The organism is Lentzea sp. NEAU-D7, from assembly GCF_026242055.1.
Taxonomy (GTDB): domain Bacteria; phylum Actinomycetota; class Actinomycetes; order Mycobacteriales; family Pseudonocardiaceae; genus Lentzea.
The window spans coordinates 144,807-169,419 of sequence record NZ_JAPJDL010000008.1 but is presented as its reverse complement, the minus strand read 5'-3'; the positions used below and the strand labels follow the sequence as shown (position 1 = coordinate 169,419).

The 24,613-nt window shown below is 71.5% G+C and carries 26 protein-coding genes; 13 read left to right on the top strand and 13 right to left on the bottom strand.

Annotation, left to right across the window (positions count from 1 at the left end; genetic code table 11):
• Window positions 1–11: 11 nt before the first annotated feature.
• The 3 genes from ORI60_RS18205 to ORI60_RS18195 are packed head-to-tail and all read right to left on the bottom strand — an operon-like array spanning window position 12 to window position 2,366.
• Window positions 12–494 carry a GNAT family N-acetyltransferase gene (locus ORI60_RS18205; RefSeq protein ID WP_266038649.1) on the bottom strand — a complete coding sequence of 161 codons (483 nt, stop codon included), beginning with the start codon at window positions 492–494 and terminating at the stop codon, window positions 12–14.
• Window positions 495–534: 40 nt separating this feature from the next.
• A complete protein-coding gene (locus ORI60_RS18200; protein ID WP_266038647.1) occupies window positions 535–1,791 on the bottom strand; it encodes a hypothetical protein in 1,257 nt (418 codons plus the stop codon).
• Window positions 1,788–2,366, bottom strand: a complete 579-nt coding sequence (locus ORI60_RS18195; protein WP_266038645.1) for an RNA polymerase sigma factor — start codon at window positions 2,364–2,366, stop codon at window positions 1,788–1,790. Before ORI60_RS18195 ends, ORI60_RS18200 begins: the two co-directional genes overlap by 4 nt.
• A gap of 85 nt (window positions 2,367–2,451) precedes the next feature.
• On the opposite strand from ORI60_RS18195, the gene ORI60_RS18190 reads away from it, so the two are divergent.
• Both ORI60_RS18190 and ORI60_RS18185 read left to right on the top strand, forming a co-directional pair.
• Window positions 2,452–2,739 (top strand): hypothetical protein, encoded by a 288-nt coding sequence (locus ORI60_RS18190; RefSeq protein WP_266038643.1) that lies wholly within the window; start codon window positions 2,452–2,454, stop codon window positions 2,737–2,739.
• Window positions 2,740–3,064: 325 nt separating this feature from the next.
• Window positions 3,065–3,625, top strand: a complete 561-nt coding sequence (locus ORI60_RS18185; protein ID WP_323055922.1) for an SDR family NAD(P)-dependent oxidoreductase — start codon at window positions 3,065–3,067, stop codon at window positions 3,623–3,625.
• A 205-nt stretch (window positions 3,626–3,830) separates the two neighbouring features.
• Here the strand turns inward: ORI60_RS18185 and ORI60_RS18180 are convergent, their stop codons facing one another.
• Window positions 3,831–4,334, bottom strand: coding sequence for a DUF2087 domain-containing protein (locus ORI60_RS18180; RefSeq protein WP_266038639.1), 504 nt, complete (start codon window positions 4,332–4,334; stop codon window positions 3,831–3,833).
• A 65-nt stretch (window positions 4,335–4,399) separates the two neighbouring features.
• Window positions 4,400–4,876, bottom strand: coding sequence for a hypothetical protein (locus tag ORI60_RS18175; RefSeq protein WP_266038637.1), 477 nt, complete (start codon window positions 4,874–4,876; stop codon window positions 4,400–4,402).
• A 49-nt stretch (window positions 4,877–4,925) separates the two neighbouring features.
• Between ORI60_RS18175 and ORI60_RS18170 the strand changes: the two genes are divergently transcribed.
• On the top strand, window positions 4,926–5,891 hold the full coding sequence (locus ORI60_RS18170) for a helix-turn-helix transcriptional regulator (RefSeq protein WP_266038636.1): 966 nt from the start codon (window positions 4,926–4,928) through the stop codon (window positions 5,889–5,891).
• A gap of 8 nt (window positions 5,892–5,899) precedes the next feature.
• Here ORI60_RS18170 and ORI60_RS18165 read toward each other — a convergent pair whose 3' ends face one another.
• Window positions 5,900–7,192: an FAD-dependent oxidoreductase gene (locus tag ORI60_RS18165; protein ID WP_266038635.1), complete on the bottom strand. Its 1,293-nt coding sequence runs from the start codon at window positions 7,190–7,192 to the stop codon at window positions 5,900–5,902.
• A gap of 101 nt (window positions 7,193–7,293) precedes the next feature.
• Between ORI60_RS18165 and ORI60_RS18160 the strand changes: the two genes are divergently transcribed.
• Window positions 7,294–8,292: a helix-turn-helix transcriptional regulator gene (locus tag ORI60_RS18160; RefSeq protein WP_266038634.1), complete on the top strand. Its 999-nt coding sequence runs from the start codon at window positions 7,294–7,296 to the stop codon at window positions 8,290–8,292.
• On the opposite strand, the gene ORI60_RS18155 is transcribed toward ORI60_RS18160, so the two are convergent.
• The 5 genes from ORI60_RS18155 to ORI60_RS18135 are packed head-to-tail and all read right to left on the bottom strand — an operon-like array spanning window position 8,270 to window position 13,258.
• Window positions 8,270–9,046, bottom strand: a complete 777-nt coding sequence (locus tag ORI60_RS18155; RefSeq protein ID WP_266038633.1) for a DUF3626 domain-containing protein — start codon at window positions 9,044–9,046, stop codon at window positions 8,270–8,272. The two genes, ORI60_RS18160 and ORI60_RS18155, sit on opposite strands and share 23 nt — an antisense overlap.
• Window positions 9,039–9,656, bottom strand: coding sequence for a DUF2238 domain-containing protein (locus ORI60_RS18150; RefSeq protein WP_266038631.1), 618 nt, complete (start codon window positions 9,654–9,656; stop codon window positions 9,039–9,041). The genes ORI60_RS18155 and ORI60_RS18150 overlap by 8 nt, the downstream gene beginning before the upstream one ends.
• The gene (locus ORI60_RS18145; RefSeq protein ID WP_266038630.1) at window positions 9,646–10,185 is read right to left on the bottom strand and encodes a sugar O-acetyltransferase; all 540 of its coding nucleotides are present in this window, start codon (window positions 10,183–10,185) and stop codon (window positions 9,646–9,648) included. The genes ORI60_RS18150 and ORI60_RS18145 overlap by 11 nt, the downstream gene beginning before the upstream one ends.
• On the bottom strand, window positions 10,182–10,940 hold the full coding sequence (locus tag ORI60_RS18140) for an SWIM zinc finger family protein (RefSeq protein WP_266038628.1): 759 nt from the start codon (window positions 10,938–10,940) through the stop codon (window positions 10,182–10,184). Before ORI60_RS18140 ends, ORI60_RS18145 begins: the two co-directional genes overlap by 4 nt.
• Complete coding sequence (locus tag ORI60_RS18135; protein ID WP_266038626.1) at window positions 10,937–13,258, bottom strand: DEAD/DEAH box helicase; 2,322 nt, start codon at window positions 13,256–13,258, stop codon at window positions 10,937–10,939. Before ORI60_RS18135 ends, ORI60_RS18140 begins: the two co-directional genes overlap by 4 nt.
• A gap of 41 nt (window positions 13,259–13,299) precedes the next feature.
• On the opposite strand from ORI60_RS18135, the gene ORI60_RS18130 reads away from it, so the two are divergent.
• The 6 genes from ORI60_RS18130 to ORI60_RS18105 all read left to right on the top strand — a co-directional run bounded on the left by ORI60_RS18130 (window position 13,300) and on the right by ORI60_RS18105 (window position 20,327).
• On the top strand, window positions 13,300–14,055 hold the full coding sequence (locus ORI60_RS18130) for a TetR/AcrR family transcriptional regulator (RefSeq protein ID WP_266038625.1): 756 nt from the start codon (window positions 13,300–13,302) through the stop codon (window positions 14,053–14,055).
• 106 nt (window positions 14,056–14,161) lie between these two features.
• Window positions 14,162–15,403, top strand: a complete 1,242-nt coding sequence (locus tag ORI60_RS18125) for a hypothetical protein (RefSeq protein ID WP_266038624.1) — start codon at window positions 14,162–14,164, stop codon at window positions 15,401–15,403.
• Entirely contained in the window at window positions 15,400–16,356 is a 957-nt protein-coding gene (locus ORI60_RS18120; RefSeq protein WP_266038623.1) for a glutamate ABC transporter substrate-binding protein, read from the top strand. Before ORI60_RS18125 ends, ORI60_RS18120 begins: the two co-directional genes overlap by 4 nt.
• A 13-nt stretch (window positions 16,357–16,369) precedes the next feature.
• The gene (locus ORI60_RS18115; protein ID WP_266038622.1) at window positions 16,370–18,502 is read left to right on the top strand and encodes a serine/threonine-protein kinase; all 2,133 of its coding nucleotides are present in this window, start codon (window positions 16,370–16,372) and stop codon (window positions 18,500–18,502) included.
• On the top strand, window positions 18,502–19,470 hold the full coding sequence (locus tag ORI60_RS18110; protein WP_266038621.1) for a PP2C family serine/threonine-protein phosphatase: 969 nt from the start codon (window positions 18,502–18,504) through the stop codon (window positions 19,468–19,470). Before ORI60_RS18115 ends, ORI60_RS18110 begins: the two co-directional genes overlap by 1 nt.
• Window positions 19,471–19,559: 89 nt before the next feature.
• On the top strand, window positions 19,560–20,327 hold the full coding sequence (locus ORI60_RS18105) for an alpha/beta hydrolase (protein WP_266038620.1): 768 nt from the start codon (window positions 19,560–19,562) through the stop codon (window positions 20,325–20,327).
• Here the strand turns inward: ORI60_RS18105 and ORI60_RS18100 are convergent.
• Entirely contained in the window at window positions 20,320–21,351 is a 1,032-nt protein-coding gene (locus tag ORI60_RS18100; RefSeq protein ID WP_266038619.1) for a LacI family DNA-binding transcriptional regulator, read from the bottom strand. The genes ORI60_RS18105 and ORI60_RS18100 overlap by 8 nt on opposite strands.
• Window positions 21,352–21,496: 145 nt before the next feature.
• Between ORI60_RS18100 and ORI60_RS18095 the strand changes: the two genes are divergently transcribed.
• The 3 genes from ORI60_RS18095 to ORI60_RS18085 are packed head-to-tail and all read left to right on the top strand — an operon-like array spanning window position 21,497 to window position 24,279.
• On the top strand, window positions 21,497–22,513 hold the full coding sequence (locus ORI60_RS18095) for a substrate-binding domain-containing protein (RefSeq protein ID WP_266038618.1): 1,017 nt from the start codon (window positions 21,497–21,499) through the stop codon (window positions 22,511–22,513).
• Between the two features lie 3 nt (window positions 22,514–22,516).
• On the top strand, window positions 22,517–23,518 hold the full coding sequence (locus ORI60_RS18090) for an ABC transporter permease (protein ID WP_266038616.1): 1,002 nt from the start codon (window positions 22,517–22,519) through the stop codon (window positions 23,516–23,518).
• The gene (locus ORI60_RS18085) at window positions 23,515–24,279 is read left to right on the top strand and encodes an ATP-binding cassette domain-containing protein (RefSeq protein WP_266038615.1); all 765 of its coding nucleotides are present in this window, start codon (window positions 23,515–23,517) and stop codon (window positions 24,277–24,279) included. Before ORI60_RS18090 ends, ORI60_RS18085 begins: the two co-directional genes overlap by 4 nt.
• On the opposite strand, the gene ORI60_RS18080 is transcribed toward ORI60_RS18085, so the two are convergent.
• Entirely contained in the window at window positions 24,248–24,613 is a 366-nt protein-coding gene (locus tag ORI60_RS18080) for a YybH family protein (RefSeq protein WP_266038613.1), read from the bottom strand. The two genes, ORI60_RS18085 and ORI60_RS18080, sit on opposite strands and share 32 nt — an antisense overlap.

The window sequence follows — 24,613 nt, the reverse complement described above, 5'->3', positions numbered from 1 at the left end:
TCTCAGGTTTCTCATCGGCGCGTCCGCTGCCATTCCTCCTTTGTCAGCGCGTACTCGACCTCGCCGTGTTCCGCGCCGGGCAGCGGATCGGGGAAGTCGACGTGGAAGGTGCGGACGTGCCGCAGCCCGCACTTCTCCATCACACGCCGCGATCCGCCGTTGACGAACATCGTCGTGGCGACGACCCGCTGGACACCGCCCGCGGTGAAGCCTCGCTCGATCAGCGCCCTCCCGCCCTCGGTGGCGTAGCCGAGGCCCCAGAACGCGCGGTGCAGCCGGTAGCCGAGCTCGGCCTCGGTCGTGCCCTGGAACTCGAACCAGCCGATGAACCGGCCGGTCGCCTTCTCGACGGCCGCGTGGAAGCCGTCGCCGAGGTAGTTCTCGACCGGTGCAGGGTCGAGGTACCGCATGACCTCGGGGTCGGCGTGCAGCGCGCGCACTGCGTCCACGTCGGATCGGCCGAGGGGTCGCAACGTCAGGCGTTCGGTGTCCACAAGGAGATCCTGACGCGGCCGTCCACCGCTTTCGACCTGTCTACGAGGGGGTCTGCGGCGTGATCGTCTCCAGGACGTTCCCGGCGGCGTCCCGCACGACGACGCGGGCGTCGGGGTGCCGGTCGAGCAGGCGTGCCGCCAGCACGAACGTGCCGTTGCCCATCGTCGCGGGCACGTCCGCGGCACCGGGGCTGGTGTAGGTGATCGACGCCGCGCGCGGGTCGAGGATCAAGCCGACCGCCGCGGCGCTGGTGCTGCCGCCGTCGTAGTACTCGCCCTGCTCGTTGACCTTGTACGGCTTGAAGTCGTAGAACGCCGACATCGCCGCGACGGTCCTGCCGCGGATCTCCGTCAGGTCGTCGAGGTCGAACACCGTGCCGGGCGTCGGGTCGTGGTCCGCCTCGCGGCAGTAGAGCAGCAGGTCGCCGAAGCGGCCGGTGATGATCGTGTCGGTGGCGCTGACCTTCGCGGTGAGGCCGTGAGCGAACTGGTCGGGGTCCGGGACGGCCCGGTTCTTCAGGCAGGCGCCGAACCGCGCGGCTTCCGGCGTGTCCCGGGCGGCGGGCGGCTGCGGCCGGTCGACGACGGACGCGGTGGGCTTCGGCACGCCCCGCACGGCCGACTCCTCGCCGTTGACCAGTGCTTTCGTGCCGTTTTCCGCCTTGGGGAACCCGCTGGGCTCCAGGAACAGGCCGTCCACCAGCGCGGGCATCGCGCTGCTCTGGCCGGCGTCGGCGATCTGGGACAGGCTCAGGAACCTGACGTCCGGCGAGACCAGGCCCGCCATCGTGCCGCTCGGCGTGGTGAACAGGATCTCCACCTGACGCCGGCCCTCGACCACGGCCGGGTTCGGCACGGAGATCGTCGTGGTGGTGGCGGTGTTCGCGCAGAAGAACACGCCGGCCGGAACGCGGAACGCGGTGAGGACCGTGCCGTTCTTGGCGCTGGTCGCCATCGGCTGCCACTGCTCTGCGGGCGGGTGTTCCTTCGCGGCGGCGGCGCAACGGGCCAGCGCGTCCGGGGCGACCTTGCCGGTCTCGACGTGGTTGACGAGCTTGCGGTCCTTGCCGACGAACTCGCCGTTGTACTGCATCGGCGGGGCCGCCGGATCGGCCGAACCGCCGAGGAGGGCCTGGCTCGCGAAGACCGCTCCGGCGGCGAGCACGCCGACGCCGGCGGCGATCAGGACCGGCCTGCCGGTGCGGGCGGCCGGACTCATGCCCTCCGACAGCCTCCGGCGGGCCCGCAGGCGGACGTCGTCGGGCATGGGGCGGTGTTCGGGCAGCTGGTCGATCATCCGTTGTCCTCGGGGGTCAGGTCGCGCAGCCGGGCGCGGGTGCGGGAGACGCGGGCGCGCACGCTCGACTCGGCGATGCCGAGGAGCGCGGCGGCGTCGGCGGTGGACACGTCGCCGAGCAGGCAGAGCTGGGCGATCTCGCGTTCGGAGGCGGGCAGCTTCGCGATGGCGGCCACCACCTGGACCAGCCGGCGCTGGGCGTCGGTGCGGGCGGCGACCTCGTCGGCGTGGTCGCGTTCGTCCTGCGGGGTCAGCTTCGTGACCAGCCGCAGGGCTCTGCGCGAGGCCCGCCATTCGGTGCGGGCGCGGTTCGCGGTCACCGCGTAGAGCCACGGCAGCGCCGAGTCGCGCACCAGCTGGGCGTCGCCGCGCTTGCGCCACGCCGTCAGGAACGTCGCGGAGAGCAGGTCCTCGGCCTGTGACCAGGACGCGGTCAGGCGGTAGGCGTAGTTCCAGACCGCTTCGGCGTGGCGTTCGAACAGCTCGGTGAACGCGGCGTGGTCGCCTTTCGCGATCTGTTCCCAGAGCCGCGTGTCGGGCGGCCCGACGTTCGCGCGCTCGGTCGTCTCAGTCATCACACTCCGCCTGGGGCCGTCACAGGGCAGTGTGCTGCGTGACGCGCGTCACCCGGCCGGGAGGGAGCCGCCCCTCATTCGAGGCGTGAATGGCGCCGATGGCAAGATCTTCGCCGTGCCGATCGAGCAGAAGCAGCCCGGCAATGTCGAGGCGGAGACCCAGGTGTTCGCGAAGATCACGATCCCGGAGCAGGACGCGGCGACGATTCCGGGGGTGTCCCCGGTGACGCCCGCACCCGCGGTGGCCACTCCACCAGCACCTGCTCCGGCGGCTGCGCCCGCGGCCACTCCCGCGGCGGCGGCCAAGCCCAAGTCGCTGACCCGGCGGTTGGCCCGCCGGATCCTCGGCCCGACCTTGATGACGAAGAAATAGGCCCTGCGACAGCTATCGGTCCGGAACCTGCCCCAGGCCTCCGCAGACCCGGCAGGCGGACCGGTCCTCGTTGAGCCCGGAACCAAGGCAACGGCTGCACTCCTTCACAGAAGAACAGTGTCCGCTTCTACTCCAAGTGGCCGCATCCGCCAAGCAGGGACCCTCCTGGCAATAATGGGTGATCCCCATCGTTCACGCTCGGTGATCAGGCCTGGGAGGGCGGTCCGGCCGGAATCTCGTTGGCGCGTGCGACATTGCCTGCGACGATGCCTCTGCTTTCCCCGTGCGGGAGCTTCCACCAGCCGGAGCACCCGCGCGGGCACGGATGCGACATCTCGTGCAGCACAAGGCCTTGCGGACCGGGAACGGGTTGCTGCCACGACATGGTTCCGGACCCCGCGCACAGCAGGCAGGTGTCCTCTTCGCACTCCACACCTGTAGGTACTCCACACGGGACACTTCAGGCAATCGCTGGATCGAGGGGAGATCACCGATGGCAGTCGCGGTCGTGACGGGAGCGGGTTCCGGGGTGGGGCGCGCGGCGGCGCGAACCCTGCTGGCGGCGGGGTTCCAGGTGGCGCTGGCGGGCCGGCGCGAGGACGCGCGGCCCGCCCCCGCAGCGGGAGTCCCGGACTGGGCGCTCGGGGGGCCGGCCGATGTGTCGCGTGAGGACTCGGTCGTCGCGCGACACATCGGCCGTGTCGACGTGTTGTTCAACAACGCCGGGTTGACCTCTCTCCCAGCTCAAGCGGGAAGATTCTTCCCTCGCGGGTCGAGTTTTCTGCTTCGCAGCCCGATGCCGCCTGGATTACCAGCAAGGGACGGTGCACCGCCCACGGTCCTACACGAGCTCCACAGACCTGACATCCCACCAGCCCGGCGGTAGGCCCGGCCAACTTGACTGTCGCCGACCAGACGCGACAACTCTACAAGCCGCTCCACCAACTGCCCAACCTGGGAATCAGACGACGGTCTTTCGCCCTGGAGGCGAAACCGTCCTCGTCCTGCTCCGCAGGGTCCGTTGCTCCCCGGCCTGGAGGCCGGGGTATCCACAGAGGAATCCCGATGACCGTGATGGCGACGGCGATGCCTTACATCGGCAGGGGTTGAGCCTGGTACAGGCCGCCGCCTCGCTCGAGCAGGCCGAGGTCGACGAGGTAACGGCGGATGGTGACGTGGTCGACCTCTCCCCCGTCGCACCACGCCGCGAGCCGCTCGTTGATCTCCTTCTCCTCGTAGTAGGTGCGCGCGGTGAAGGCGTGCGCGGCGACGTGTTCGAGGATCTTGCGGCGGCGTTCGTGGGCGACCGGCAGCGAGATGAGCTTGTCGCTGCGGACGAACGGGGCGAGCCCGTCGGCGGGCATCGCCTCGGTGAGCGTCGCCGCGAGCGGTTTGAGGTCGGCGGGCCGGGCCGGTTCACCTTCGACCAGCCCGGCCTCGCGGAGCTTGCGCAGCGCGGTGCCGGCGTCCTTGACCTTCAGCCCGGAGGCGGCGGCGACGTCGGCCAGGGTGCCCGCGCCGAGGACGACGGCGGCGAACGCCCGCAGTCTCGTGGGTTCGGCCAGCGCGCGCACGACGGATTCCGGAGTGGTCATGCCTGCGAACCTAACGCCGCCGTCCACCTGTTTTCAGCGGGAAGCAGCCCCCTGCCACTCCTCGCTCATCGGCCCACGAGCCCTTCGGCCATGACGTCGCCGAGGTAGCCCTCGAAGTCCGGCGTGTCCGGTTCCAGCACGTGTCGCACCCATGCCGTGCGTTCGTGGGCCAGCGGCGGGAGCTCCCAGACGCAGCCGATGAGGTCCTTCGGGATGACGGTGAAGTGCGTGAGGTCGGGGTCGGTCGAGCCGAGGAACGGCTGGTCGCCGGACACGGCGGTGCGGCAGTGCAGGACGTTGTCCCAGACCCAGTTGTAGGCGTTGAGGTACATGCCGGCCGCGCTGCGGTGCAGGACCGTGACGGTGGCGGGCGGGGTCGGGTCCTCGAAGTCCGGGTAGATCCGCGGCAGGAACGCGTAGGCGGCGTCGCGGATGTCGTCGTTGATCTCCAAGCCCGGGGTGACCACCTCGTAGCGCTTGACGTGTCTGCCGGCGACGACCAGCGGTTCCCTGACCGCCAGCTGCTTCTCGTAGAAAGCCATGGGTCGAACGTATGAGCTAACCCTGACAGGGTGTGTCAGTGTGTGCCGCGTGCGCGCGAGTCGATTGGTGTCGTTGCTGCTCCTGCTGCAGAGCAAGGGGCGCATGACGGCGCAGGCGCTGGCCGACGAGCTGGAGGTGTCGGTCCGCACGATCTACCGGGACGTGGAGTCGCTGCACGCGGCCGGGGTGCCGCTGTACGGCGACGCGGGCCCGTCCGGGGGCTACCAGCTGCTCGACGGCTACCGCACCCGGCTGACCGGCCTGACCGAGCAGGAAGCGGAGTCGCTGTTCCTGGCCGGGCTGCCGGGGCCGGCGGCGGAGCTGGGCCTCGGGGACGCCGTCGCGGCGACGCAGCTCAAGCTGATGGCGGCGTTGCCGTCGCCGATGCGCGACCGGGCCTCGCGGATGGCCACGCGGTTCCACCTCGACGCGCCCGCCTGGTACTACGACGCGGAGCGCTCGCCGTTCCTGGGGGTCGTGGCCGACGCGGTGTGGCGGGAGCGGCTGCTGGAGGTCAGCTACCGGCGGTGGCGCGCGCCCGAGGACGTGACGCGTGTGCTGCGTCCGTTGGGCCTCGTGCTGAAGGCGGGGCGCTGGTACCTGGTCGCGCAGGGCTCGACGCGGATCTCCACGTACCGGGTCTCGCAGATCCAGGCGGCCTCCGTGTCGGAGGAGTCGTTCGTGCGGCCGGAGGGGTTCGACCTCGCGGCTCACTGGGCGGCGTCGCTGGAGGACTTCCAGGCACGGCAGTACACGGGGTCGGCGGTGATCAGGCTGTCGCCCGCCGGCTGGGAGGCGTTCGCGTCGCACGTGCTGCCGGTCGTGGCGCGGGCGGCGGAGGAGTCCGTCGTGCAGGACGACGGCTGCTTCGTGGTGACGATCCCGATCGAGTCGATCGCGCACGCGACCGGGATGTTGCTGCGGCTGGGCGGTGAGGTCGAGGTGCTGGAGCCCGGGGAGCTGCGGGAGCAGGTGACGGCGGCGGTGCGCCGGTTGGCGTCGATCTACCTCTGAACTGAGGTTCACGGGGTTGCGTCCGGTCCGCTGACGGACATCGCGCGGACAGGACGAGAGGGTGGGCGTCGAAGCCGGGTGGCCGCGGCCACGACCGGGCAGAGCGCGGCGGTGGCCAGGGCGCCGAGGGGGGTGTTGGTGGCCAGGATCAGCCGGACGGTGCTCATTGCGGCGGAGAGGACCTCCCCGCCGCGCCGGCGCATCTGCGCTTCGTAGCGGCCGATCGCGTCGGTGACGGTGGCGCCGCCGTCGGGGACGGTGTCGAGCTGGGCGAGCAGGTCGGCGGCGTCCTGGATGGCCGCGCCGGCGCCCATGCCCGCGGTGGGTGGCGTGGCGTGCACGGCGTCGCCGAGCGCGGTGATGCGGCCCGCGGCCCAGGGTGCGAGGTCGGCGGCTCGGGTCGACGCGGCGTTGAACCGGAACGCGGCGACGCTGCCGGGATCGGTGCGCGCGATGACCTCCAGGGTGTGGCCGGCCCACCTGTGGTCCCGGAACCGGTCGAGCAGCGCGGTTCGCAGCGCGGTGCCGTGCAGGTCCCGCAGGAAGTCGGTCCGGGCGGACTCGGGGAACATCGCTCCCCAGATGTAGGTCGGGCCGGTGGTGATGGACGCGCTCAGCTCGGGGGCGTCGAGCGCGGCGTTGCCGACCGGGTCGAGGAACCCGACGTACAGGGCGGCGCCCCGCGGGCCGATCGCCATGGACGAGCGTGTTCCCAGCCGGTGCTGCTCGGCGGCGGTGAGGTCGGCCCGCGAGGTGCGGCCGGAGAAGCCGATGATGCCGGCCGGGCGGTTGGTCGGGCCTGCCGCCAGGTGGCGCGCCACGACCGAGTGGGTTCCGTCGGCGCCGACCACCAGGTCTGCGGTGACCGGCGGGGCGTCGGCGAACAGGACCCGCGGCATGCCGCGGTCGTCGACGCCGACGCCCGACACGGCCCGTCCGAGGTGGAGGTCCGCGCCGACGGCCTCCGCCAGCAGCGTGCGCAGCGTGATGCGGTCGACGTCGATGCTCGCGCTGCCGGACAGGTCCAGGCCGTGTCCGAGCACGCGGCCGCGGTAGTCCCAGAACAGGTCGCGGTCCCGCAGGCGCAGCGCCGAGCCCGAAGCCAGCAACCGGCGCACGACCTCCGGAGCCACCAACCGCCGCAGCGCCGACTGTGCCCGCTCGTCGAGGGTGATGTGGTAGCCGCCGGTCGCGGCGACGTCGGTGTCCCGGTCGAACACCACCACCTCGTGACCACTGCGGCGCAGCCCCGCCCCCAGAGCGAGTCCACCGATCCCTCCTCCTACCACGACAACGCGCATGCTCAACTGCCTTCCGCCGTTCAACGACCCTTGACTGCCGACGCGGACGGTGCCAGCAGTGGTGGACACCGGATGGCCAGTACTGCTGGGACGATGACGAGATGGCAAGCACGTCACACCGGGCACTGCAAGTGCTGTCCCTGCTCGGCTCGCGCCGGACGTGGCGGCTGCGGGATCTCTCCGCCCGCCTCGCGGTCAGCGAACGCACCGTGCGCCGTGACCTGGACACCTTGCGCGACCTCGGATACCCGGTCGTGACCGTCCGCGGCCCGGACGGCGGTTACCGGCTCGGCACCGGTCACGCCCTGCCGCCCCTGCTGTTCGACCACGACCAGGCACTCGCGATCGCCATCGCGCTGCAGACCGCGCCCAGCTCCGTGTTCGGCCTGCAGGACGACACCGCCAGAGCCCTGGCCACCCTGCAGCAGGCCATGCCCGACACGCTCCGCGCCGCCATGGAGTCCCTGCGCCTGACCAGTCTGCGCAACTACTGGGAGTTCCCCGCACCGCCGATCGACACCGCCACGCTCACCACCGTCGGCCACAGCGTGCGTCTGCGCCGCGTTCTCGTCACCGAGGTCCTGCGCCCCGACGGGACGCGCGCCGCCCCCGGCGAAGCGGACTTCGCGGCGGCTCGCCGGCTCGAGCCGCACCATCTCGTGGTGTGGGCGGGACGGTGGTACCTCGTCGCCTACGACCTCGACGACCAGCACTGGCGGGTACATCGGGTGGACCGGCTGCACCCGCGGCACACCACCCGCGCCTTCGCGCCCCGCCGGCTCCCTGGTGAGGACGTCGCGCACTTCGTCATGAGCAGCCACGACCGCGGCGACACCCCCGCGGCCTGGCAGTGCACCGGCAGCGCCCGCCTCGACCTGCCCGCGCACGTCGTGGCCCGCTGGGCGCCCGGCGGCTCCGTCGTCGAACACCTGGACGCCGGCCACTGCCGTCTCACCCTCGGCGCCTGGTCCTGGGCGGGCATCGCTGGAATCCTCGCCACCTTCGACACCGACCTCAGCGACCTGCACCCGCCAGAACTCGTCCAGGCCTGCCGTCGCCTCGCTCGCCGTTACGCCGTCAACGCGGTCCAGGACAGCTGATCCCGAAGCGCGCGAGGTGGTGCCACAGGTGTTTGAGCACCTGCGGTGGCGCTTCGGCGTTCTCCAGGACGTGCGGGTCGAGGTGGCCGTCCCGCGCTATCGCGAGTCCCAACGCGACCGACTCGGGTGTGCGGTAACCGGCGTGGCGCAGCAGGTCCTGTGTGGACAGCCGGAACCCGGGGTGCCGTTCGACCGCGCACGGCAGGTCGACGTCGGGGAAGCTCGGGTCCAGGACGACGGCCTCGACGTCGTCGAGCGTGACGGGACCGTGGACGTGGGCCTCGACGTAGTTGTCGAGGGGGTCGCGGGAGTCGGCGTCGGCGAGCTCGATCAGGGCGAAGTGCCGCGCGGTGCCGAAGTCGACGGGGTCGAAGACGCTGTCGGGGTAGCAGAACGTCGTGCGGTCGAGCACCGCTTCGGTGAGGCGCAGGTGTGCGGAGCCGAACCTGGGCGCGCCGCCGTGCGGGAGCCTGCGGTGGTTGAGCGCCCCGTACTTCGGACGGTCGGCGGGATCCGCGTGGTCGTAGGCCCCGCCGAACAGGCGGCTCTCCCACTCCCAGCGTGCACCGCCCGGATGGGCGGTGAGGCCGCCGTTGCTGGTGCCGGTCTCGAACTGGGAGCGGTAGACGCCGTCGCGGACGAGGGCATCGAGGACGCCGCGGCCGGGGTGGAAGTTGAGCGTGACGCGCAGGTCCCGCGGCAGGGGTCCACCGGTCGACAGGGCGTCGACGTGAGCGATGGCCTTTTCAGACACCGCGCGCGAGCTCCCGGTCGTGCACCCGCCCCAGCGCCAGCTGTGCGGCCAGCGCCCCGAGCAGCGCCATGAACATGTCCCACTGGGTGTCCCAGACGTCGCCCTGGGTGCCGAGGAACTCGTCCGCGCCGGAGCCCGCGACCACGGCCGCCAGCCACTCGCCCAGTTCGTAGGTCGCGCTGAAGGCCAGGCAGACGCAGACGACGAGGAAGAACAGCCACCCGCCCGGCCGCAGCGGGGTCCGGCGCAGCAGGATCTCGCGGGCGAGCACGGCCGGCACGAACCCCTGCACGAAGTGGGCGAAGCGGTCGTAGTGGTTGCGCGCGAGGTCGAACCAGTCCTGCACCCAGAACCCCGCCGGCACGCGCGCGTAGGTGTAGTGGCCGCCCAGGACCAGCACCAGCGCGTGCAGGAAGATCAGCCGGTACAGCAGCGGGGTGAGGCGGAACCGCCGGTAGGTGGCCACCAGCAGCACCCCGCCGATGACGACGGGGGCCACTTCGAGGTACCAGGTGGCGCGGTCGTGCGGGCCGATGCCCGACGCGACCAGGGCCACGACCGTCAGTCCCAGCAGGACCAGCGGTTCCAGAAGACGTTCGTCACAGCTCACGGATCACCTTGCAGGGATTGCCGACGGCCAGAACGCGCGGCGGGATGTCGCGCGTGACGACGCTACCGGCTCCGATGACCGCGTTGTCGCCGATGGTGACGCCGGCGCAGACGATGACGCCGCCGCCGAGCCACACGTTGTTCCCGATGGTGATGGGCGCGGCGGACTCGAAGCGCTGACGGCGGGCCTCGTGGTCCTCGATCGGGTGCAGAGCGGTGAGCAGCTGGGCCCGCGGACCGATGGAGACGTCGTCGCCGATGGTGATGGTGGCGCAGTCCATGAGGATGGCGTCGTAGTTGAGGAAGCTGTTGGAGCCCATGTGGATCTGGTAGCCGTAGTCGCACTGGAACCGCGGCATGACCCAGGAGCCCTCGCCGAGGGAGCCGAAGAGCTTCTTGACGACCTCGCTGGAGCGGGTGGCGTTGAACTCGTCCACGAGCCGCTGGGCGGCCTGGCGTTCCGCGACGAGCTCGGGGTCGGAGTCCTTGTAGAGCTCGCCGGTCATCATCTTCTGCTTCTCGGTGATCATTGTTCGAGAGTGCCCGAACGCAGCAGTGCGCGTGCGCGGGTTGCGGCGATCTCCATCAGTGCCACGATGTCCGCGGCCTCGAAACCGGGTGGCGGTTCGACCGCGAGCACCACAGGTGTGGTGGTCGGCAGTGCGGGCCGAGGGGGCATCTGACCTGCTGGTTCGGCGGAAACCACCACAGGTGTTCTGGTTCCGACGGGCCCGGCGACGCGCTGGCGCAGGGCGTCGAGGAGTTCCTGTTCCGGTTTTCCCCTGAGCAGCAGCAGGACGAACGGGTCGGCGTCGAGCAGCCAGCCGACCTGCAGGGCGAGGGCGGCGGCGTGGCGGCACGGCAGTTCCCAGCCGTCGCAGTCGCAGTCGGGTTCGAGGTCGCCGATGCCGGGCAGCAGGTCCACTCCGGACTCTTCGGCGGCGAGGACGAGGTCGCGCGGCATGTCGTTGTCCAGCAGGGCGGCGATGTGGCCCGCGTGTTCGGCGACGCGGTCGAGGAACCGTCCCCATTGGACCTCGGAGAGCACCGGCAGGCTGACGGTGGTGCTGTGGACGGTGTCGTCGTCGTGGACCTGGGCGTGCAGGCGGCCGGGGCTAACGGTGATCGGGCCGACGACGCCGGCGTGGGCGTAGCGGCGGCCCAGGCGGACCAGGCCGGTGTCGAGAGCGGTGTCCGACAACGCCTTCACCCAGGCCTTGCCCCACCAGGTGCCGGCGACGCGGCGCGTCACCTTGGGGAACGCGGCGAATCCGCGTGCGGTCACTGTTCGCTCCTCAGCTGGACGAGTTCGGCCAGTTCGGCGTCGGTGAGTTCGGTGAACGCGGCCGCTCCCCCGTGCAGGACGGCGTCGGCGAGGTCGCGCTTGTCCTGCAGGAGCGCGGCGATGCGTTCCTCGACGGTGCCCTCGGTGACGAGCTTGTGCACCTGGACGGGCCTGGTCTGGCCGATGCGGTAGGCGCGGTCGGTGGCCTGGTCCTCGACGGCGGGGTTCCACCAGCGGTCGAAGTGGATGACGTGGTCGGCGCGGGTGAGGTTGAGGCCGGTGCCGGCGGCTTTGAGCGAGAGCAGGAACACGGGTGCGCGGCCGTTCTGGAAGTCCTCGACCATCCGCTCGCGCTGCGGCACCGGGGTTCCTCCGTGCAGGAACCGCGTGGGCTGCGTGATGTGCTGTTCGAGCAGCCGGGCCATGCCGACGTACTGGGTGAAGATCAGCGCCGAGCCGTCCTCGGCGACGATCGTCGCGAGCAGTTCGTCGAGCAGGTCGAGCTTGCCGGACGTGCCCTGCAGCGTCGGGTGGCCGAGGTAGTGCGACGGGTGGTTGCAGATCTGCTTGAGCCCGGTCAGCAGCTTGAGCACGAGGCCGCGCCGGGCCATGCCGTCGCTGGACGCGATCTGCTCGAGGGTCTCCCTGGTGAGCGCCTCGTACAACGCCGCCTGCTCGACGCTGAGCGAGACGTAGCGGTCGGTCTCGGTCTTGGCGGGCAGTTCGGGGGCGACGCCGGGGTCGGACTTGCGGCGGCGCAGCAGGAACGGCCGCACGACCTTGGCGAGCGTGTCGTCGGGTGCGGGCCAGCGGGTGCGGAACGCGCGGTGCGTGCCGAGCAGGCCGGGTGTCGTCCAGTCCAGGATGGACCACAGCTCCGACAGCGAGTTCTCGACCGGTGTGCCCGACAGCGCGACGCGGGCGGCGGCGGGGATCGAGCGCAACGCCTTGGCGGTGCCGGAGTGCGGGTTCTTGACGTGCTGGGCCTCGTCGGCGACGACCATGCCCCACGGGTGTGCGCGCAGCGCCTCGGCGTCCAGGCGCATGGTGCCGTAGGTGGTGAGCACGACGCCTTCGGAGGCGAGGGTCCGGTGTGGACCGTGGTAGCGGGTGACGGGTGTGCCGGGTGCGAAGCGGTGGATCTCGCGTTCCCAGTTGCCCAGCAGCGAGGCCGGGCAGACGACGAGCGTGGGCTGGTCGTGGCGGCGGTGCAGGTGCAGGGCGATGAGCGTGATGGTCTTGCCCAGGCCCATGTCGTCGGCGAGGCAGGCGCCGAGTCCGAGGCCGGTCATGTGGGCGAGCCAGCGCAGTCCGTGCAGCTGGTAGTCGCGCAGTCGTGCCCGCAACGCGGCGGGCTGCGGGAACTGCGGGACGGTCGTGATGGCGGTGGCGAGGCTGTGCGGTGCGACCTCGACGTGCTCGCCGCCGATGACCGCCACGCCGGTGAGGGCGGCGGTGACGGCCTGGGCCGCGGTGATGGGTTCGAGTCGCTGCCGGGCCTTGCGGCGCAGCTTCGGGTCGATCAGCACCCACTGGTCGCGCAGCTTCACGATCGGCCGGGAGGCCTCGGCGACGAGGTCCATCTCGGCGTCGGTGAGCTCGGAGTCGCCGAGCGCGATGCGCCAGTCGAACGAGAGCAGGTCGCCCGCGTGCAGCGGCCCGCTGGGTTCGCCGATGACGGCCTTCGCGGACAGGTTCGTGGCGAACTGGCGCGGCCAGTGGACCTCGATGCCGGTGCCGAGCAGTTCGCCGACCTCGTCGTCGGTGAGGTCGGCCTGGTCGAGCAGGCGTTGCAGCGGCGGCCAGTCGATGCGGGCCATCGCCCGGATGGCGTCGAGCTCACGGCCGGAGCCGCGCACGTCGCGCGGGTAGGGGTCGGTGACGGCGCGGACCTGCACGACGGCCCGGAACCGCATGTCGTCGGTGGTCTCGATGCGCAGGGAGAGGGTGATCTGCTCGTCGGCCCACGTCTTGAGCGCGGAGACGTCGCAGGCGTCGGTGCCGGCGAACGGTCCGGTGCCGGTGCGGGGCAGCGTGTCGGCGACGGCGTCGAGGAACTGGCGGAGCAGGTCGTAGTCGCCGTGGGCGGCGAGCTGGCGCAGGTGCAGCTCGTCGGCGTGGTCGAGCGGTCCGGCGCGCCAGGTGTCGTGGCCGCCGTCCGTCACGCCGGGCACGATCCGGCCGCGGGCGACGAGGGTGAGCGCGGTCGCGGCGGCCACCGACCAGTAACCGTCGCCACGCAGCACCTCGGGTAGGGCTTCGAGCAGGGGCTTTCCGTGGAGCTGGCCGAATCTGGGCGGGTCGGCAGGCACGAACATACTATGTACCGTACACCATACGGTACGGTAGTGTCGGGCTCGTGATCGAACACACGGGCAGCGGTGACCCGGCGCGGACGCTGGCGTTGCTGTGGCGCACCCAGGAGCGCGTGTCGCGCAAGGGCAAGCCGGACCTGAGCGTGGACCGCATCGTGCAGGCGGGCATCGCGCTGGCCGACGCCGACGGGCTCAAGGCGCTGTCGATGCGGCGGGTGGCCGAGTCGCTGGGCGTGGGGACGATGTCGCTCTACACCTACGTGCCGGGCAAGGGCGAGCTGATCGACGTCATGGTCGACACGGTGCAGGCCGCGACGGGGCGGGAGCCGGCCGCGGGCTGGCGCGCGCACCTCATCTACGTGGCGCGGGAGAACCTGGCGCTGTACCGGCGGCATCCGTGGTTGCTGCAGGTGGCGCCGTCGCGCACGGTGCTGGGCCCGCAGGTGGCGGCGAAGTACGACTTCGAGCTGAGCGGGCTGGACGGCATCGGCCTGTCGGACGTCGAGATGGACTCGGTGCTCGAGCTGGTGCTCGGGCACGTGCAGAACTCGGCGCGGGGGCTGACGGCGGCCGCGGTCACCGAGAAGGAGACCGGGCTGACCGACCAGCAGTGGTGGGACGCGGCCGCACCGGTCCTGATGACCGTGTTCGACCCGGCCCGCTACCCGGTGGCGGCACGGGTGGGCGGCGCCGTCGGGGAGGCGCACCAGAGCGCGTTCAGCCCGGAGCACTCGTTCGAGTTCGGGCTGGAGATGATCCTGGACGGGGTCGAGCGGCTGATCGGGTCGCGCGCGCTGTAACTCCTGAGTGACACCTGCCGGGATGCGTCGTTAATTCCCACGCGGTGCCATCGAGGTGCCTACAGTTACGCCACGCCGATCAACTTCACCGCTGGGAGGCCCGCTCGTGGTGATCGACTCGCAGCCCCGGCAGGCGCTGGTGCGCCGGTTCACCGGCCTGGCGCGGTCGACCCCTGGGCGGCTGAGCCTGATCGTGGTGGTGCTGGTCGTGGCGAGCCTGGCGAGCGGCTGGCTGGCGACGTGGAGCGTGAACCGCCAGGAGCGGGCACTGGAGGACCTGGCGACGCGCTCGGAGCCCCTGGCGCACGCGGCGCAGGAGGTCTACCGGGCGTTGCAGGACGCGGACGCGACAGCGGCCAGCGCGTTCCTGTCCGGCGGCCTGGAGCCCGTCCAGCTGCGTGAACGCTACGAGGCGGACATCGCGCAGGCGCAGGCGGCGCTGTCGGTCGCGACGGCCTCCTCCCCCGATCTCACCGCGACGCTCGCGGCGCAGCTGCCGGTCTACACGGGGCTGATCGAGACGGCGCGCTCGAACAACCGGCAGGGCTTCCCGGTGGGCGCGGCGTACCTGCGTGAGGCGTCGGGGCTGATGCGCACGCAGCTGCTGCCGGCGGCGCAGGAGCTGTACCGGGCGGAGACCGACCGGGTGGCCCGCGCGCAGGACGAGGCGAACTTCCCGGTCGTGCCGGTGCTGGTGGCGCTGGCGTTCGTGATCGGGCTGGTGCTGATCCAGCGGTACCTGACCCGCAAGACGAACCGGCTGCTCAACGTCGGCCTGCTGGTGGCGACCGGCGCCGCCACCCTGTCGTTGCTGTGGGTGACGACGGTGTCGGTGCTGGTCATGAACGACGTGGCGGACTCGCGCACCGCCTCGGAGAAGGTCGACGTGCTGGCGCAGGCGCGGATCGCGACGCTGACCGCCCGCGGCGAGGAGACGCTGACGCTGGTCGCGCGCGGCGCGGGCCAGTCCTACGAGAAGAACTTCGTCGAGGTCTCCAAACGCCTCGAAGGTCTGCTGGACCGCGCCAAGGCGCTGGGGAACACCGAGGCCGTCGATCAGGCGGGCCGGCAGTTCCAGCAGTGGCAGCAGGTCCACCAGCGCATCCGCGAGGCCGACGACGCGGGGCAGTACAACGACGCGGTGGCGTTGATCGGCAACCCGTTCTTCGACTCGCTGGACCAGTCGCTGGTGCGGGCGATCGGCGAGGCGCGGCAGGAGTTCAGCGACGAGGTGGCGGTGGCGCGGGCGTCACTGGCGGGCACGGTGGCCGGGGTGCTGGTGCTCGCGCTGGTCAGTGCGGCGGGATCGACGGCGGGGCTGTGGCAGCGCCTGAAGGAGTACCGATGAGGCGACTGGCGCTGGCGGCGGTGATGCTGCTCGGTGCGTGTTCGGCGGGACCGGCTCCGAGCCAGGTGGTGCCGCGTTCCGCGCCGGCTCCGCAACCGGCGAACGCGAGCACGGTGTCCGCGGCGCCGAGCAGCTCGGCGGGGGCGCCGCCGTCGTGCGACGCGACGGCGAGCCTGCGTCCGGGGCCGTTGCCGCAGGCGGGTCAGATGCCCGAGGGCTCGACGATGGCGAAGATCGCGCAGCGCGGCCGGTTGATCGCCGGGGTGGACCAGAACTCGTTCCTGATGGGGTTCCGCAACTCCTTCACCGGCGAGATCGAGGGCTTCGACGTCGACGTGGCGCGCCAGATCGCGAAGGCCGTGTTCGGTGACGAGAAGAAGGTGCAGTTCAAGGTCGTGACGGCGGCCGAGCGCATCCCGATGCTGCAGAGCGGCGCGGTCGACGTCGTGGTCCGCACCATGACCATCACGTGCGACCGGCTCAAGGACGTGGACTTCTCGCAGGTCTACTACCAGGCCGGGCAGCGGGTGCTGGTGCGCCGCAACTCCGGGATCACCGGCGTGGAGGGGCTCGCGGACAAGCGCGTGTGCGTGGCGTCGGGGTCGACGTCGCTGGGCAACGTGGTGAACCGGGCGAAGACGACCGTGAGCGTGCCGAACTGGACGGACTGCCTGGTGATGCTGCAGCAGGGCCAGACCGACGCGATCTCGACCGACGACACGATCCTGGCGGGGCTGGCGGCGCAGGACCCCTACACCGACGTCGTGGGGGCGCGGTTCACCGACGAGTCCTACGGCGTCGGTGTGCCCAAGGGTCAGGAGGACCTGGTCCGGTTCGTCAACGGCGTGCTGGAGCGGATGCGCACCGACGGCACGTGGCGCGCGATCTACGGGCGGTGGCTGACACCGCTGGGCCCGGCACCCGCGCCGCCTGTCGCGCGTTATCGGGACTAGGAGGGGTCCGCCGATGAGTGAAGAGCTCGATCTGCCCGAGACCGGGCCGTCGACGGCGCCGGGAACGGCACCCTGGTCGGCGTCGCAGGAGGCGTCGCGGTCGAACTCGGGGCGTGCGCGCCGCGGCAGTGCCCGGTCGATGAGCCGAGGCCGGTTGGGTGCCGGGCTGGTCGAGGTGCCGCGGGTGCCGTACCGGGATCCGAAGACCGCGGTGCTGGAGAACCCGGAGGTTCCGGAGGCGAAGCGGTTCTGCTCGAAGTGCGGCAAGAAGGTCGGCCGGCGCAAGGACGGCAAGCCGGGCCGGGTGGAGGGCTTCTGCCCGCAGTGCGGGCACGCGTACTCGTTCACGCCGAAGCTGGCGCCGGGCGAGGTGCTGCACGACCAGTACGAGGTGCTGGGCTGCCTGGCGCACGGCGGCCTGGGCTGGTTGTACCTGGCGCTCGACCACGCGGTGAGCGACCGGTGGGTGGTGCTCAAGGGCCTGCTGGACTCCGGTGACGCCGACGCGATGGCGGCGGCGCTCGCGGAACGCCGGTTCCTGGCCGAGGTCGAGCACCCGAACATCGTGAAGATCCACAACTTCATCCGCCACGAGAGCCGCGAGAGCGGCAAGCTCGTCGAGTACATCGTGATGGAGTACGTCGGCGGCGAGTCGATCAAGGACATGATCACGCGCCGGCGCCGCGACGGCCGCGGCGACGAGGCGTTGCCGCTGGCGCAGGCCATCGCGTACGTGCTGGAGATCCTGCCCGCGGTCGGCTACCTGCACGGCGTGGGGCTGTTGTACTGCGATTTCAAGCCGGACAACATGATCCACACCGAGGAGCAGCTCAAGCTGATCGACCTGGGCGCGGTGCGGCGCATCGACGACCACCACTCCCCCATCTACGGCACGATCGGCTACCAGGCGCCGGAGATCGGCACGATCGGGCCGTCGGTGTTCTCCGACATCTACACGGTCGGGCGCGCGCTGGCGGTGATGAGCTTCCCGTTCGACTTCCGCGGCCGCGGCAAGGACCGGCTGCCGACAGTGGAGGAGGAGCCGCTGCTGGGCCGGTTCTCCTCGTTCCACCGGCTGCTGCTGCGCGCCACGAACCCGAACCCGGAGCTGCGGTTCTGCTCGGCGGAGGACATGGCCGAGCAGCTCACCGGGGTGCTGCGCGAGGTGCTGGCGATCGAGGACGGCGTGCCGCGGCCGGGCCCGTCGCGGCAGTTCACGCCGGAACGCCGCCGCTTCGGCGTGGAGGGCGCGCTCGATCTGGCGGAGGTGGCGCTGGCGCTGCCGGCGCCGACGGTGAACACCTCGGACGCGGCGGCGTCGTGGCTGGCGACGGCGACGGCGTCGGATCCGGCGGGGCTGCGCAAGGCGCCCGAGGTCACGGTGGAGGTGCGGCTGCGGATCGTGCGCGTGCTGATCGAGTCCGGGGACACCGAGGCGGCGATGCGCGAGCTGGAGTCGCTGACGGCGCCGTCGATGTTCGACGAGCCGGAGCTGGACCCGGCGGAGGACTGGCGCCCGGACTGGTACCGGGGCCTGGCGGCGCTGGCCGACAGGCGGCCGCAGGACGCGCTGGGGTCGTTCGACGCGGTGTGCTCGGCGGTGCCGGGCGAGGCTGCCCCGAAGCTGGCGCTGGGCGTGTGCGCGGAGGCCGTCGGGGATCTGCAGGCCGCGGCGGGCTGGTACGAGCTGGTGTGGCGCACGGATCACTCGTACGTGTCGGCGGCGTTCGGGCTGGCGCGGGTGCTGCTCGCGTGCGGTGACCGGGCGCGGGCCGTCGAGGTGCTGCTGTCGGTTCCGGACACGTCTTCACAACATTTGGCGGCGCAGATCGCGGCGGTGCGCGCGCAGCTCGGCGACTGCGGCGCGGAGGACCTCGTCGCGGCCGGGGAACGGTTGCACGCCTTGGACATCGACGTTCATTCGCAGACGCAGCTGGCGGCGGAGGTGCTGGAGGCCGCGTACGACTACGTGACCCGCAATCAAGCGGCCGAGGGCAGGGTGCTGGACTGTGCACTCTCCGAACACGAGCTTCGGCTGGGTCTCGAGCGGCGCTACCGCACGCTGGCCCGGTTCGCTGCCACGCCGGAGGAACGGATCGCATTGGTGGACCGCGCGAACGCGGTAAGGCCTAGGACGTTGGTTTGATGGACACCCTGAAGTGCCCGGAGTGCTTCGCGCCCGTCGCGGCGGAGGACCGGTTCTGCGAGGCGTGCGGACGCAACCTGCTGGTCCGCCGCACGCCGCTGGGCGGACCGACCGGTCCCGCGCAGGCCTCGTGCATCCTGTGCGGATCGCCCGACATCGACGACGAGGACTACTGCACGCAGTGCGGCCGGCACCAGCCCTCGGCGCGGGACAGGGTCGAGTACGCGCTGGGCGCGGTGTCGGGCGTGTCGGACCGCGGCAAGCGGCGGGCGCGCAACGAGGACTCGATGGCGTTCGGTCACGTCGCGGGCAAGGGTGTCGCCGCCGTGGTCTGCGACGGTGTGGCCTCCTCCGAACGCGCGGAGCAGGCCTCGCAGGCCGCCGCCGACGCCGCGGTGGACGTGCTGCTCAACGCGCTGATCGACACCGCGGACGCCGAGCAGGCGATGGTCGACGCGGTCGCCGCGTCGTGCTCCGCGGTGGAGCAGCTGGTGGAGAACGAACCCATGGAGCCGGGTGCTCGGGGTGTCGCGCCGTCGTGCACGTTCGTGTCCGCGCTGGTCACGGGTTCGTCGGTGACGATCGGCTGGGTCGGCGACTCGCGGGCCTACTGGCTGTCGGACGAGGGCTCCAAGCAGCTCACGACGGACGACACGTGGGCGGCGCAGCTGGTCGCGGAGGGTGTGCTGACCGAGGAGCAGGCGCGCACGGACCGCCGCGCGCACGTGCTGTCGCGGTGGATCGGCGCGGACGCCGGACGGGTCGAGCCGCAGGTCGTGACGCTGAAGCCGACCTCGCCGGGGGTGTTCCTGCTGTGTTCGGACGGGCTGCACAACTACCGGCCGGAGCCCGAGGACCTGCAGCCACTGCTGCCGTGCGGGCCGGAGGAGTTCGTGAAGGTCGCGCTGGACGCGGGCGGGCACGACAACATCACCGTGGTGCTGGTGCCGTTCGCACCGGAGCCGTAGAGGTTCACTCCTTGCGGTGATCAGCCGCTCTCGTCGTGGTGGCCGGGTCGCCGGTCGCCACGACGGGCGAACGCTGCTGAGATGAGCTGATGCGGAGGGCGGTGTTGATCGCGTTGGCGGTGGTTGTCACCATCGTCGCCGTGGTCTTCACCTTCCAGCGCAAGCTCGTGTACTTCCCCTCCCCCGGTCCGCTGCCGAGCGCGGACGAGGTGCTGCCCGGCGGGCGTGACGTCCGGCTGGTCACGGCGGACGGCCTGCTGCTCGACGGCTGGCACTTCGAGCTGCCCGACGCGCCCGTGACGGTGGTGGTGTTCCCGGGCAACGGCGGCAACCGCGAGGGCCGGGTGTCGCTGGCGCGGGCGCTCACGTCGCGCGGGGTGTCGGTGCTGCTGTTCGACTACCGCGGCTACGGCGGCAACCCCGGCACGCCGTCGGAGGAGGGCCTGACCTTCGACGCGCGGGCGGCGCTGGACCTGATCGACGGGCCGGTCGTCTACTTCGGCGAGTCGCTGGGCGCGGCCGTGGCCGCGGAGCTCGCGACCTACCGCGCCCCCAAGGGCATGGTGCTGCGGTCGCCGTTCACGTCGCTGGCGGCGGCCGGGTCGCACCACTACCCGTGGCTGCCGGTGAAGATGCTGTTGCGGGACAAGTACCCGGTGGTGGAGAGGGTGTCTGCGGTGGACGTCCCGACGGTGGTGCTGCTGGGGACGAGGGACTCGGTGGTGCCGCCCGCGCAGAGCCGCGAGGTGGCGACGGCGGCGCGGGCCAGGCTCGTGGAGATCGACGGCGCGGACCACAACGACGAGGTGTTGCTGTCGGGGCCGCAGGTCGTCGACGCGGTGCTGTCGGTCAGCTGAGCGCGGCGATCTCGCCGGAGCCGCGGGGCACGAGCGAGGCGGGGACGACGGCGTGCACGGGCGGTGAGGTGTCGCCGTCGATGCGGGCGAGGATGAGCTCGGCGGCCTTGCGGCCGATGCCGGGGACGTCCTGGCGCACGACGGTGACGGCGGGGTCGAGCAGGTCGGCGAGCGGGAAGTCGTCGAAGCCGATGACGGCGACGCGCCGGTGCAGGTCGCGGTCGCGCAGCACGCGCATGGCGCCGACGGTGACGAGGTTCTGCGCGGTGAACAGCGCCGTGGGCGGCCGGTCGAGGTCGAACAGCTCGGCGGTGGCGGTCTCGGCGACGGCGACGCCGTGCAGGTCGGTGCGCACGAGCTGCTCGCGCAGGGTGAGCCCGGCCTGGGCGAGGCCTTCGAGGTAGCCGGTGTAGCGCTCCTGGCTGGTCCACAGGGTGCGGCGGTCGCCGAGGAACGCGATGTCGCGGTGGCCCAGGGCGGCGAGCTTGAGCACGGCGGCGCGGGAGCTGTCGCGGTTGGTGGTGGTGACGCAGTCGGTGCCGCCGAAGGTGGGCGGCCGGTCGACGAGCACCATCGGCGTGCCGCGTTCGCGTTCGTGCTGCAGCGCGTCCTGGTGGCCGCCGGCGGCCATGACGACGACGCCGTCGACGCGGCGCGCGGACAGCGACACGAGCAGTTCGCGTTGCAGGGTGTGGTCGTCCTCGGTGCTGCCGGCGAGCACGAGGACGCCGCTGCGCCGGGCGTGGTCCTCGACGGCGCGCAGCAGGGCGGCGTCGAAGGGGTTGGAGAGGTCTTCGAACAGCACGCCGATGGTGGCGCTGCGGCGGTCGGCGCGGCGCAGGCTGCTGGCGGTGAGGTTGGGCCGGTAGCCGAGGGTGCGGGCGGCGGCGCGGACGCGGTCGGTGACCTCCGCGCCGGCGCCGGGCAGGCCGTTGATGACGCGGGAGACGGTCTTGATGCTGACCCCGGCCAGCGCCGCGACGTCGCGCATCGTGGGTTCGCGTCTCTCGCCGGCCTGGTCCATGTTCCGCTCCGCTCACGTCCTACGACCCTTGCGTCAACGATGACGCGAGGGTATACCCGATTCACATCAAAACGTAGCCGCTTCACCGTCGCTCGCGGTGGGTCAGCGGAGGGCCGGTTACGTCAACGTTGACGTAGGAGTTGTCATGCGCAGAACGGTCGGGGTTGTCGGCGCAGCGGCGTTGCTCGTGTTCGCCACCGCGTGCGGGGGTGGTGGGTCCTCCGGCGGCGGGTCGACGCTGGTGGGCCTGGTGACGAAGACGGACACGAACCCGTTCTTCGTGAAGATGAAGGAGGGCGCGCAGCAGGCGGCGTCCTCGGCCGGGGCGACGGTGCAGTCGTTCGCGGGCAAGCAGGACGGCGACAACCAGTCGCAGGTCGACGCGATCGAGAACCTCATCGCGTCGGGTGCGAAGGGCATCCTGATCACGCCGAGCGACTCGAAGGCGATCGTGCCGTCGGTGGACAAGGCCCGTGCGGCGGGTCTGCTGGTGATCGCGCTGGACACGCAGCTGGAACCGGCGGACGCCGCCGACGCGACGTTCGCGACCGACAACTACAAGGCCGGTCTGCTGATCGGGCAGTGGGCGAAGGCGAAGTTCGCCAAGGACGGCAAGCAGGCCAAGATCGCGCTGCTGGACCTCAACCCGAACCAGGTGTCGGTGGACGTGCAGCGCGACCAGGGGTTCCTGGAGGGCTTCGGCGTCGACGTGAAGGACAAGACCCGCATCGGTGACGAGTCCGATCCGCGGATCGTGGGCCACGACGTGACCGACGGCGCACCGGAGGGCGGCCGCACGGCGATGGAGAACCTGCTGCAGAAGGACCCCGGGATCAACCTGGTCTACACGATCAACGAGCCCGCGGCGGCGGGCGCCTACGAGGCGCTCAAGGCGGCGGGCAAGGAGAAGGACGTCGTGATCGTCTCGGTCGACGGCGGCTGCCCCGGTGTGGACAACGTCAAGGCGGGCGTGATCGGCGCGACCTCGCAGCAGTACCCGCTCAAGATGGCGCAGCTGGGCGTGGAGGCGGTCGCGAAGTTCGCGAAGGACGGCTCCAAGCCGCAGAACACCGACACCGGCGTCACGCTCATCACCGACCAGCCGGCCGAGGGCGTGGAGTCGAAGGACTCGGCGTTCGGCCTGCAGAACTGCTGGGGCTGAGCCATGACGGCGGTGGTGGAGCAGCGGGACCGTTCGCTGCTGACGCGCGTGCAGCACGTGTTGCACGCGCAGGCGACGATCGGGCCGGCGGTGGTGCTGCTGGTGTCGGTCGTGGTGTTCGCGTTGCTGTCGGAGCGGTTCCTGACGCCGGGCAACATCTCGCTGATCCTGCAGCAGGTCGCGGTGGTGGGCACGCTCGCGGTGGGGCAGACGATCGTGATCCTGACGGCGGGCATCGACCTGTCGTGCGGGGCGATCATGGTGCTGACCTCGATCGTGATGGCGAAGGTCGCGTCGGAGACCGGCCTGCCGGGACTGCCCGCGCTGCTGCTGGGGTTCCTGGTGGGCACGGTGTGCGGCCTGCTCAACGGGCTGCTGGTGACGCGGCTGAAGCTGCCGCCGTTCATCGTCACGCTGGGCACGCTGAACGTGTTCTTCGCGTTGAACCTCTGGTACTCGGGCAGTGCCACAATCCGCGGCTCGGACATGCCGTCGCTGCTGCTGTGGACGGGTCAGACGTTCACCGTCGGCGGCACCCGCATCACCTACGGCTCGATCCTGCTGGTGCTGCTGGTGGCGGCGATGGCGTTCGTGCTGAAGAACACCGCGTGGGGCCGGCACGTCTACTCCACCGGTGACGACCTGGAGGCCTCGCGCCTGTCGGGCATCCGCACGGCCAGGGTGCTGCTGAGCGTGTACGCGACGGCGGGGCTGATCTACGCGGTGGCGGCGTGGACGCTGATCGGCCGGATCGCCTCGGCGAGCCCGCAGGCGGGGCAGACCGACAACCTGGACTCCATCACGGCGGTGGTGATCGGCGGGACGTCGCTGTTCGGCGGCCGTGGCGCGGTGGTGGGGTCGCTGATCGGCGCGTTGATCGTCGGCGTGTTCCGCAACGGCCTCGCGCTGGCCGGCGTGGACGTGCTGTGGCAGACGATGGCGGTCGGTGTGCTGATCATCGTGGCGGTGTCGCTGGACCAGTGGATCAGGAAGGTGAAGGCATGACCACCCCGATCCTGCAGGCGACGGGCCTGGTCAAGCGGTACGGGAAGGTGACGGCGCTGGCGGGCTCGGACCTGGAGCTGATGCCGGGCGAGATCCTCGCGGTGATCGGCGACAACGGCGCGGGCAAGTCGTCGCTGATCAAGGCCCTGTCGGGCGCGGTGGTGCCGGACGAGGGCGAGGTCCTGCTCGACGGCGAGCCGGTGTCGTTCTCCACGCCCCTGGACGCGCGCAAGGCGGGGATCGAGACGGTGCACCAGTCGCTGGCGGTGTCGCCGTCGCTCGACATCGCCGCGAACCTGTTCCTGGGCCGGGAGCTGCGCCGCAAGGGCGTGCTCGGCTCGGTGTTCCGGATGCTCGACCGCGCCGGCATGCGGGAGGAGGCGCGCCGCCAGCTCGACGCGCTGGGGATCATGACGATCCAGAACCCCGGCCAGGCGGTGGAGACCCTCTCGGGCGGCCAGCGCCAGGCCGTGGCGGTCGCGCGGGCGGCGGCGTTCGGCAGCCGTGTCGTGATCATGGACGAGCCGACGGCGGCCCTGGGCGTGCGGGAGTCCCGCGCGGTGCTGGACCTGATCCTGCAGGTCCGCGACCGAGGCCTTCCGGTGATCCTGATCAGCCACAACATGCCGCACGTGTTCGAGGTCGCCGACCGCATCCACATCCAGCGCCTGGGCCGCCGCAAGGCGGTGGTGGACCCGAAGTCGGTGTCGATGTCGGACGCGGTGGCGATCATGACCGGTGCGATGGAACCGCCTGACTGACGCCGAAGGGGTTGTCGATCACGTACCGCCACCGGCCGTCCGCGCCTTCGCGTGCGACGTCGGTGGCGGTGCCGTGCACGTCGCCGATGGTCCAGTCGACGATGAGCAACGCGATGCCGTCGTGCGCGTAGACGTGCCGCGGCCGCACGTCGATGGGCAGCCCGAGACCGAGGAACCGCTGGTTGGCCGCCTGCCGCGCGGCGCCGGTGACGGTGGTGCCGGGTTCGGGGACGAACAGGCCGCCGGGCTCGTAGACGGCGTCGACGGCCTGCGCGTCGCGGGAGTTGAACGCGGCGGCGAACTCGTGGGCCACACTGGCGGGGTGGATGGTCAT

Coding starts and splice junctions, on each gene's coding strand:
- ORI60_RS18200 (WP_266038647.1), bottom strand. CDS start 1,791: ATGATCGACCAGCTGCCCGAACACCGCCCCATGCCCGACGACGTCCGC.
- ORI60_RS18195 (WP_266038645.1), bottom strand. CDS start 2,366: ATGACTGAGACGACCGAGCGCGCGAACGTCGGGCCGCCCGACACGCGG.
- ORI60_RS18185 (WP_323055922.1), top strand. CDS start 3,065: ATGCGACATCTCGTGCAGCACAAGGCCTTGCGGACCGGGAACGGGTTG.
- ORI60_RS18180 (WP_266038639.1), bottom strand. CDS start 4,334: ATGACCACTCCGGAATCCGTCGTGCGCGCGCTGGCCGAACCCACGAGA.
- ORI60_RS18175 (WP_266038637.1), bottom strand. CDS start 4,876: ATGGCTTTCTACGAGAAGCAGCTGGCGGTCAGGGAACCGCTGGTCGTC.
- ORI60_RS18165 (WP_266038635.1), bottom strand. CDS start 7,192: ATGCGCGTTGTCGTGGTAGGAGGAGGGATCGGTGGACTCGCTCTGGGG.
- ORI60_RS18160 (WP_266038634.1), top strand. CDS start 7,294: ATGGCAAGCACGTCACACCGGGCACTGCAAGTGCTGTCCCTGCTCGGC.
- ORI60_RS18145 (WP_266038630.1), bottom strand. CDS start 10,185: ATGATCACCGAGAAGCAGAAGATGATGACCGGCGAGCTCTACAAGGAC.
- ORI60_RS18135 (WP_266038626.1), bottom strand. CDS start 13,258: ATGTTCGTGCCTGCCGACCCGCCCAGATTCGGCCAGCTCCACGGAAAG.
- ORI60_RS18120 (WP_266038623.1), top strand. CDS start 15,400: ATGAGGCGACTGGCGCTGGCGGCGGTGATGCTGCTCGGTGCGTGTTCG.
- ORI60_RS18115 (WP_266038622.1), top strand. CDS start 16,370: ATGAGTGAAGAGCTCGATCTGCCCGAGACCGGGCCGTCGACGGCGCCG.
- ORI60_RS18110 (WP_266038621.1), top strand. CDS start 18,502: ATGGACACCCTGAAGTGCCCGGAGTGCTTCGCGCCCGTCGCGGCGGAG.
- ORI60_RS18105 (WP_266038620.1), top strand. CDS start 19,560: ATGCGGAGGGCGGTGTTGATCGCGTTGGCGGTGGTTGTCACCATCGTC.
- ORI60_RS18100 (WP_266038619.1), bottom strand. CDS start 21,351: ATGGACCAGGCCGGCGAGAGACGCGAACCCACGATGCGCGACGTCGCG.
- ORI60_RS18095 (WP_266038618.1), top strand. CDS start 21,497: ATGCGCAGAACGGTCGGGGTTGTCGGCGCAGCGGCGTTGCTCGTGTTC.
- ORI60_RS18090 (WP_266038616.1), top strand. CDS start 22,517: ATGACGGCGGTGGTGGAGCAGCGGGACCGTTCGCTGCTGACGCGCGTG.
- ORI60_RS18085 (WP_266038615.1), top strand. CDS start 23,515: ATGACCACCCCGATCCTGCAGGCGACGGGCCTGGTCAAGCGGTACGGG.
- ORI60_RS18080 (WP_266038613.1), bottom strand. CDS start 24,613: ATGACCATCCACCCCGCCAGTGTGGCCCACGAGTTCGCCGCCGCGTTC.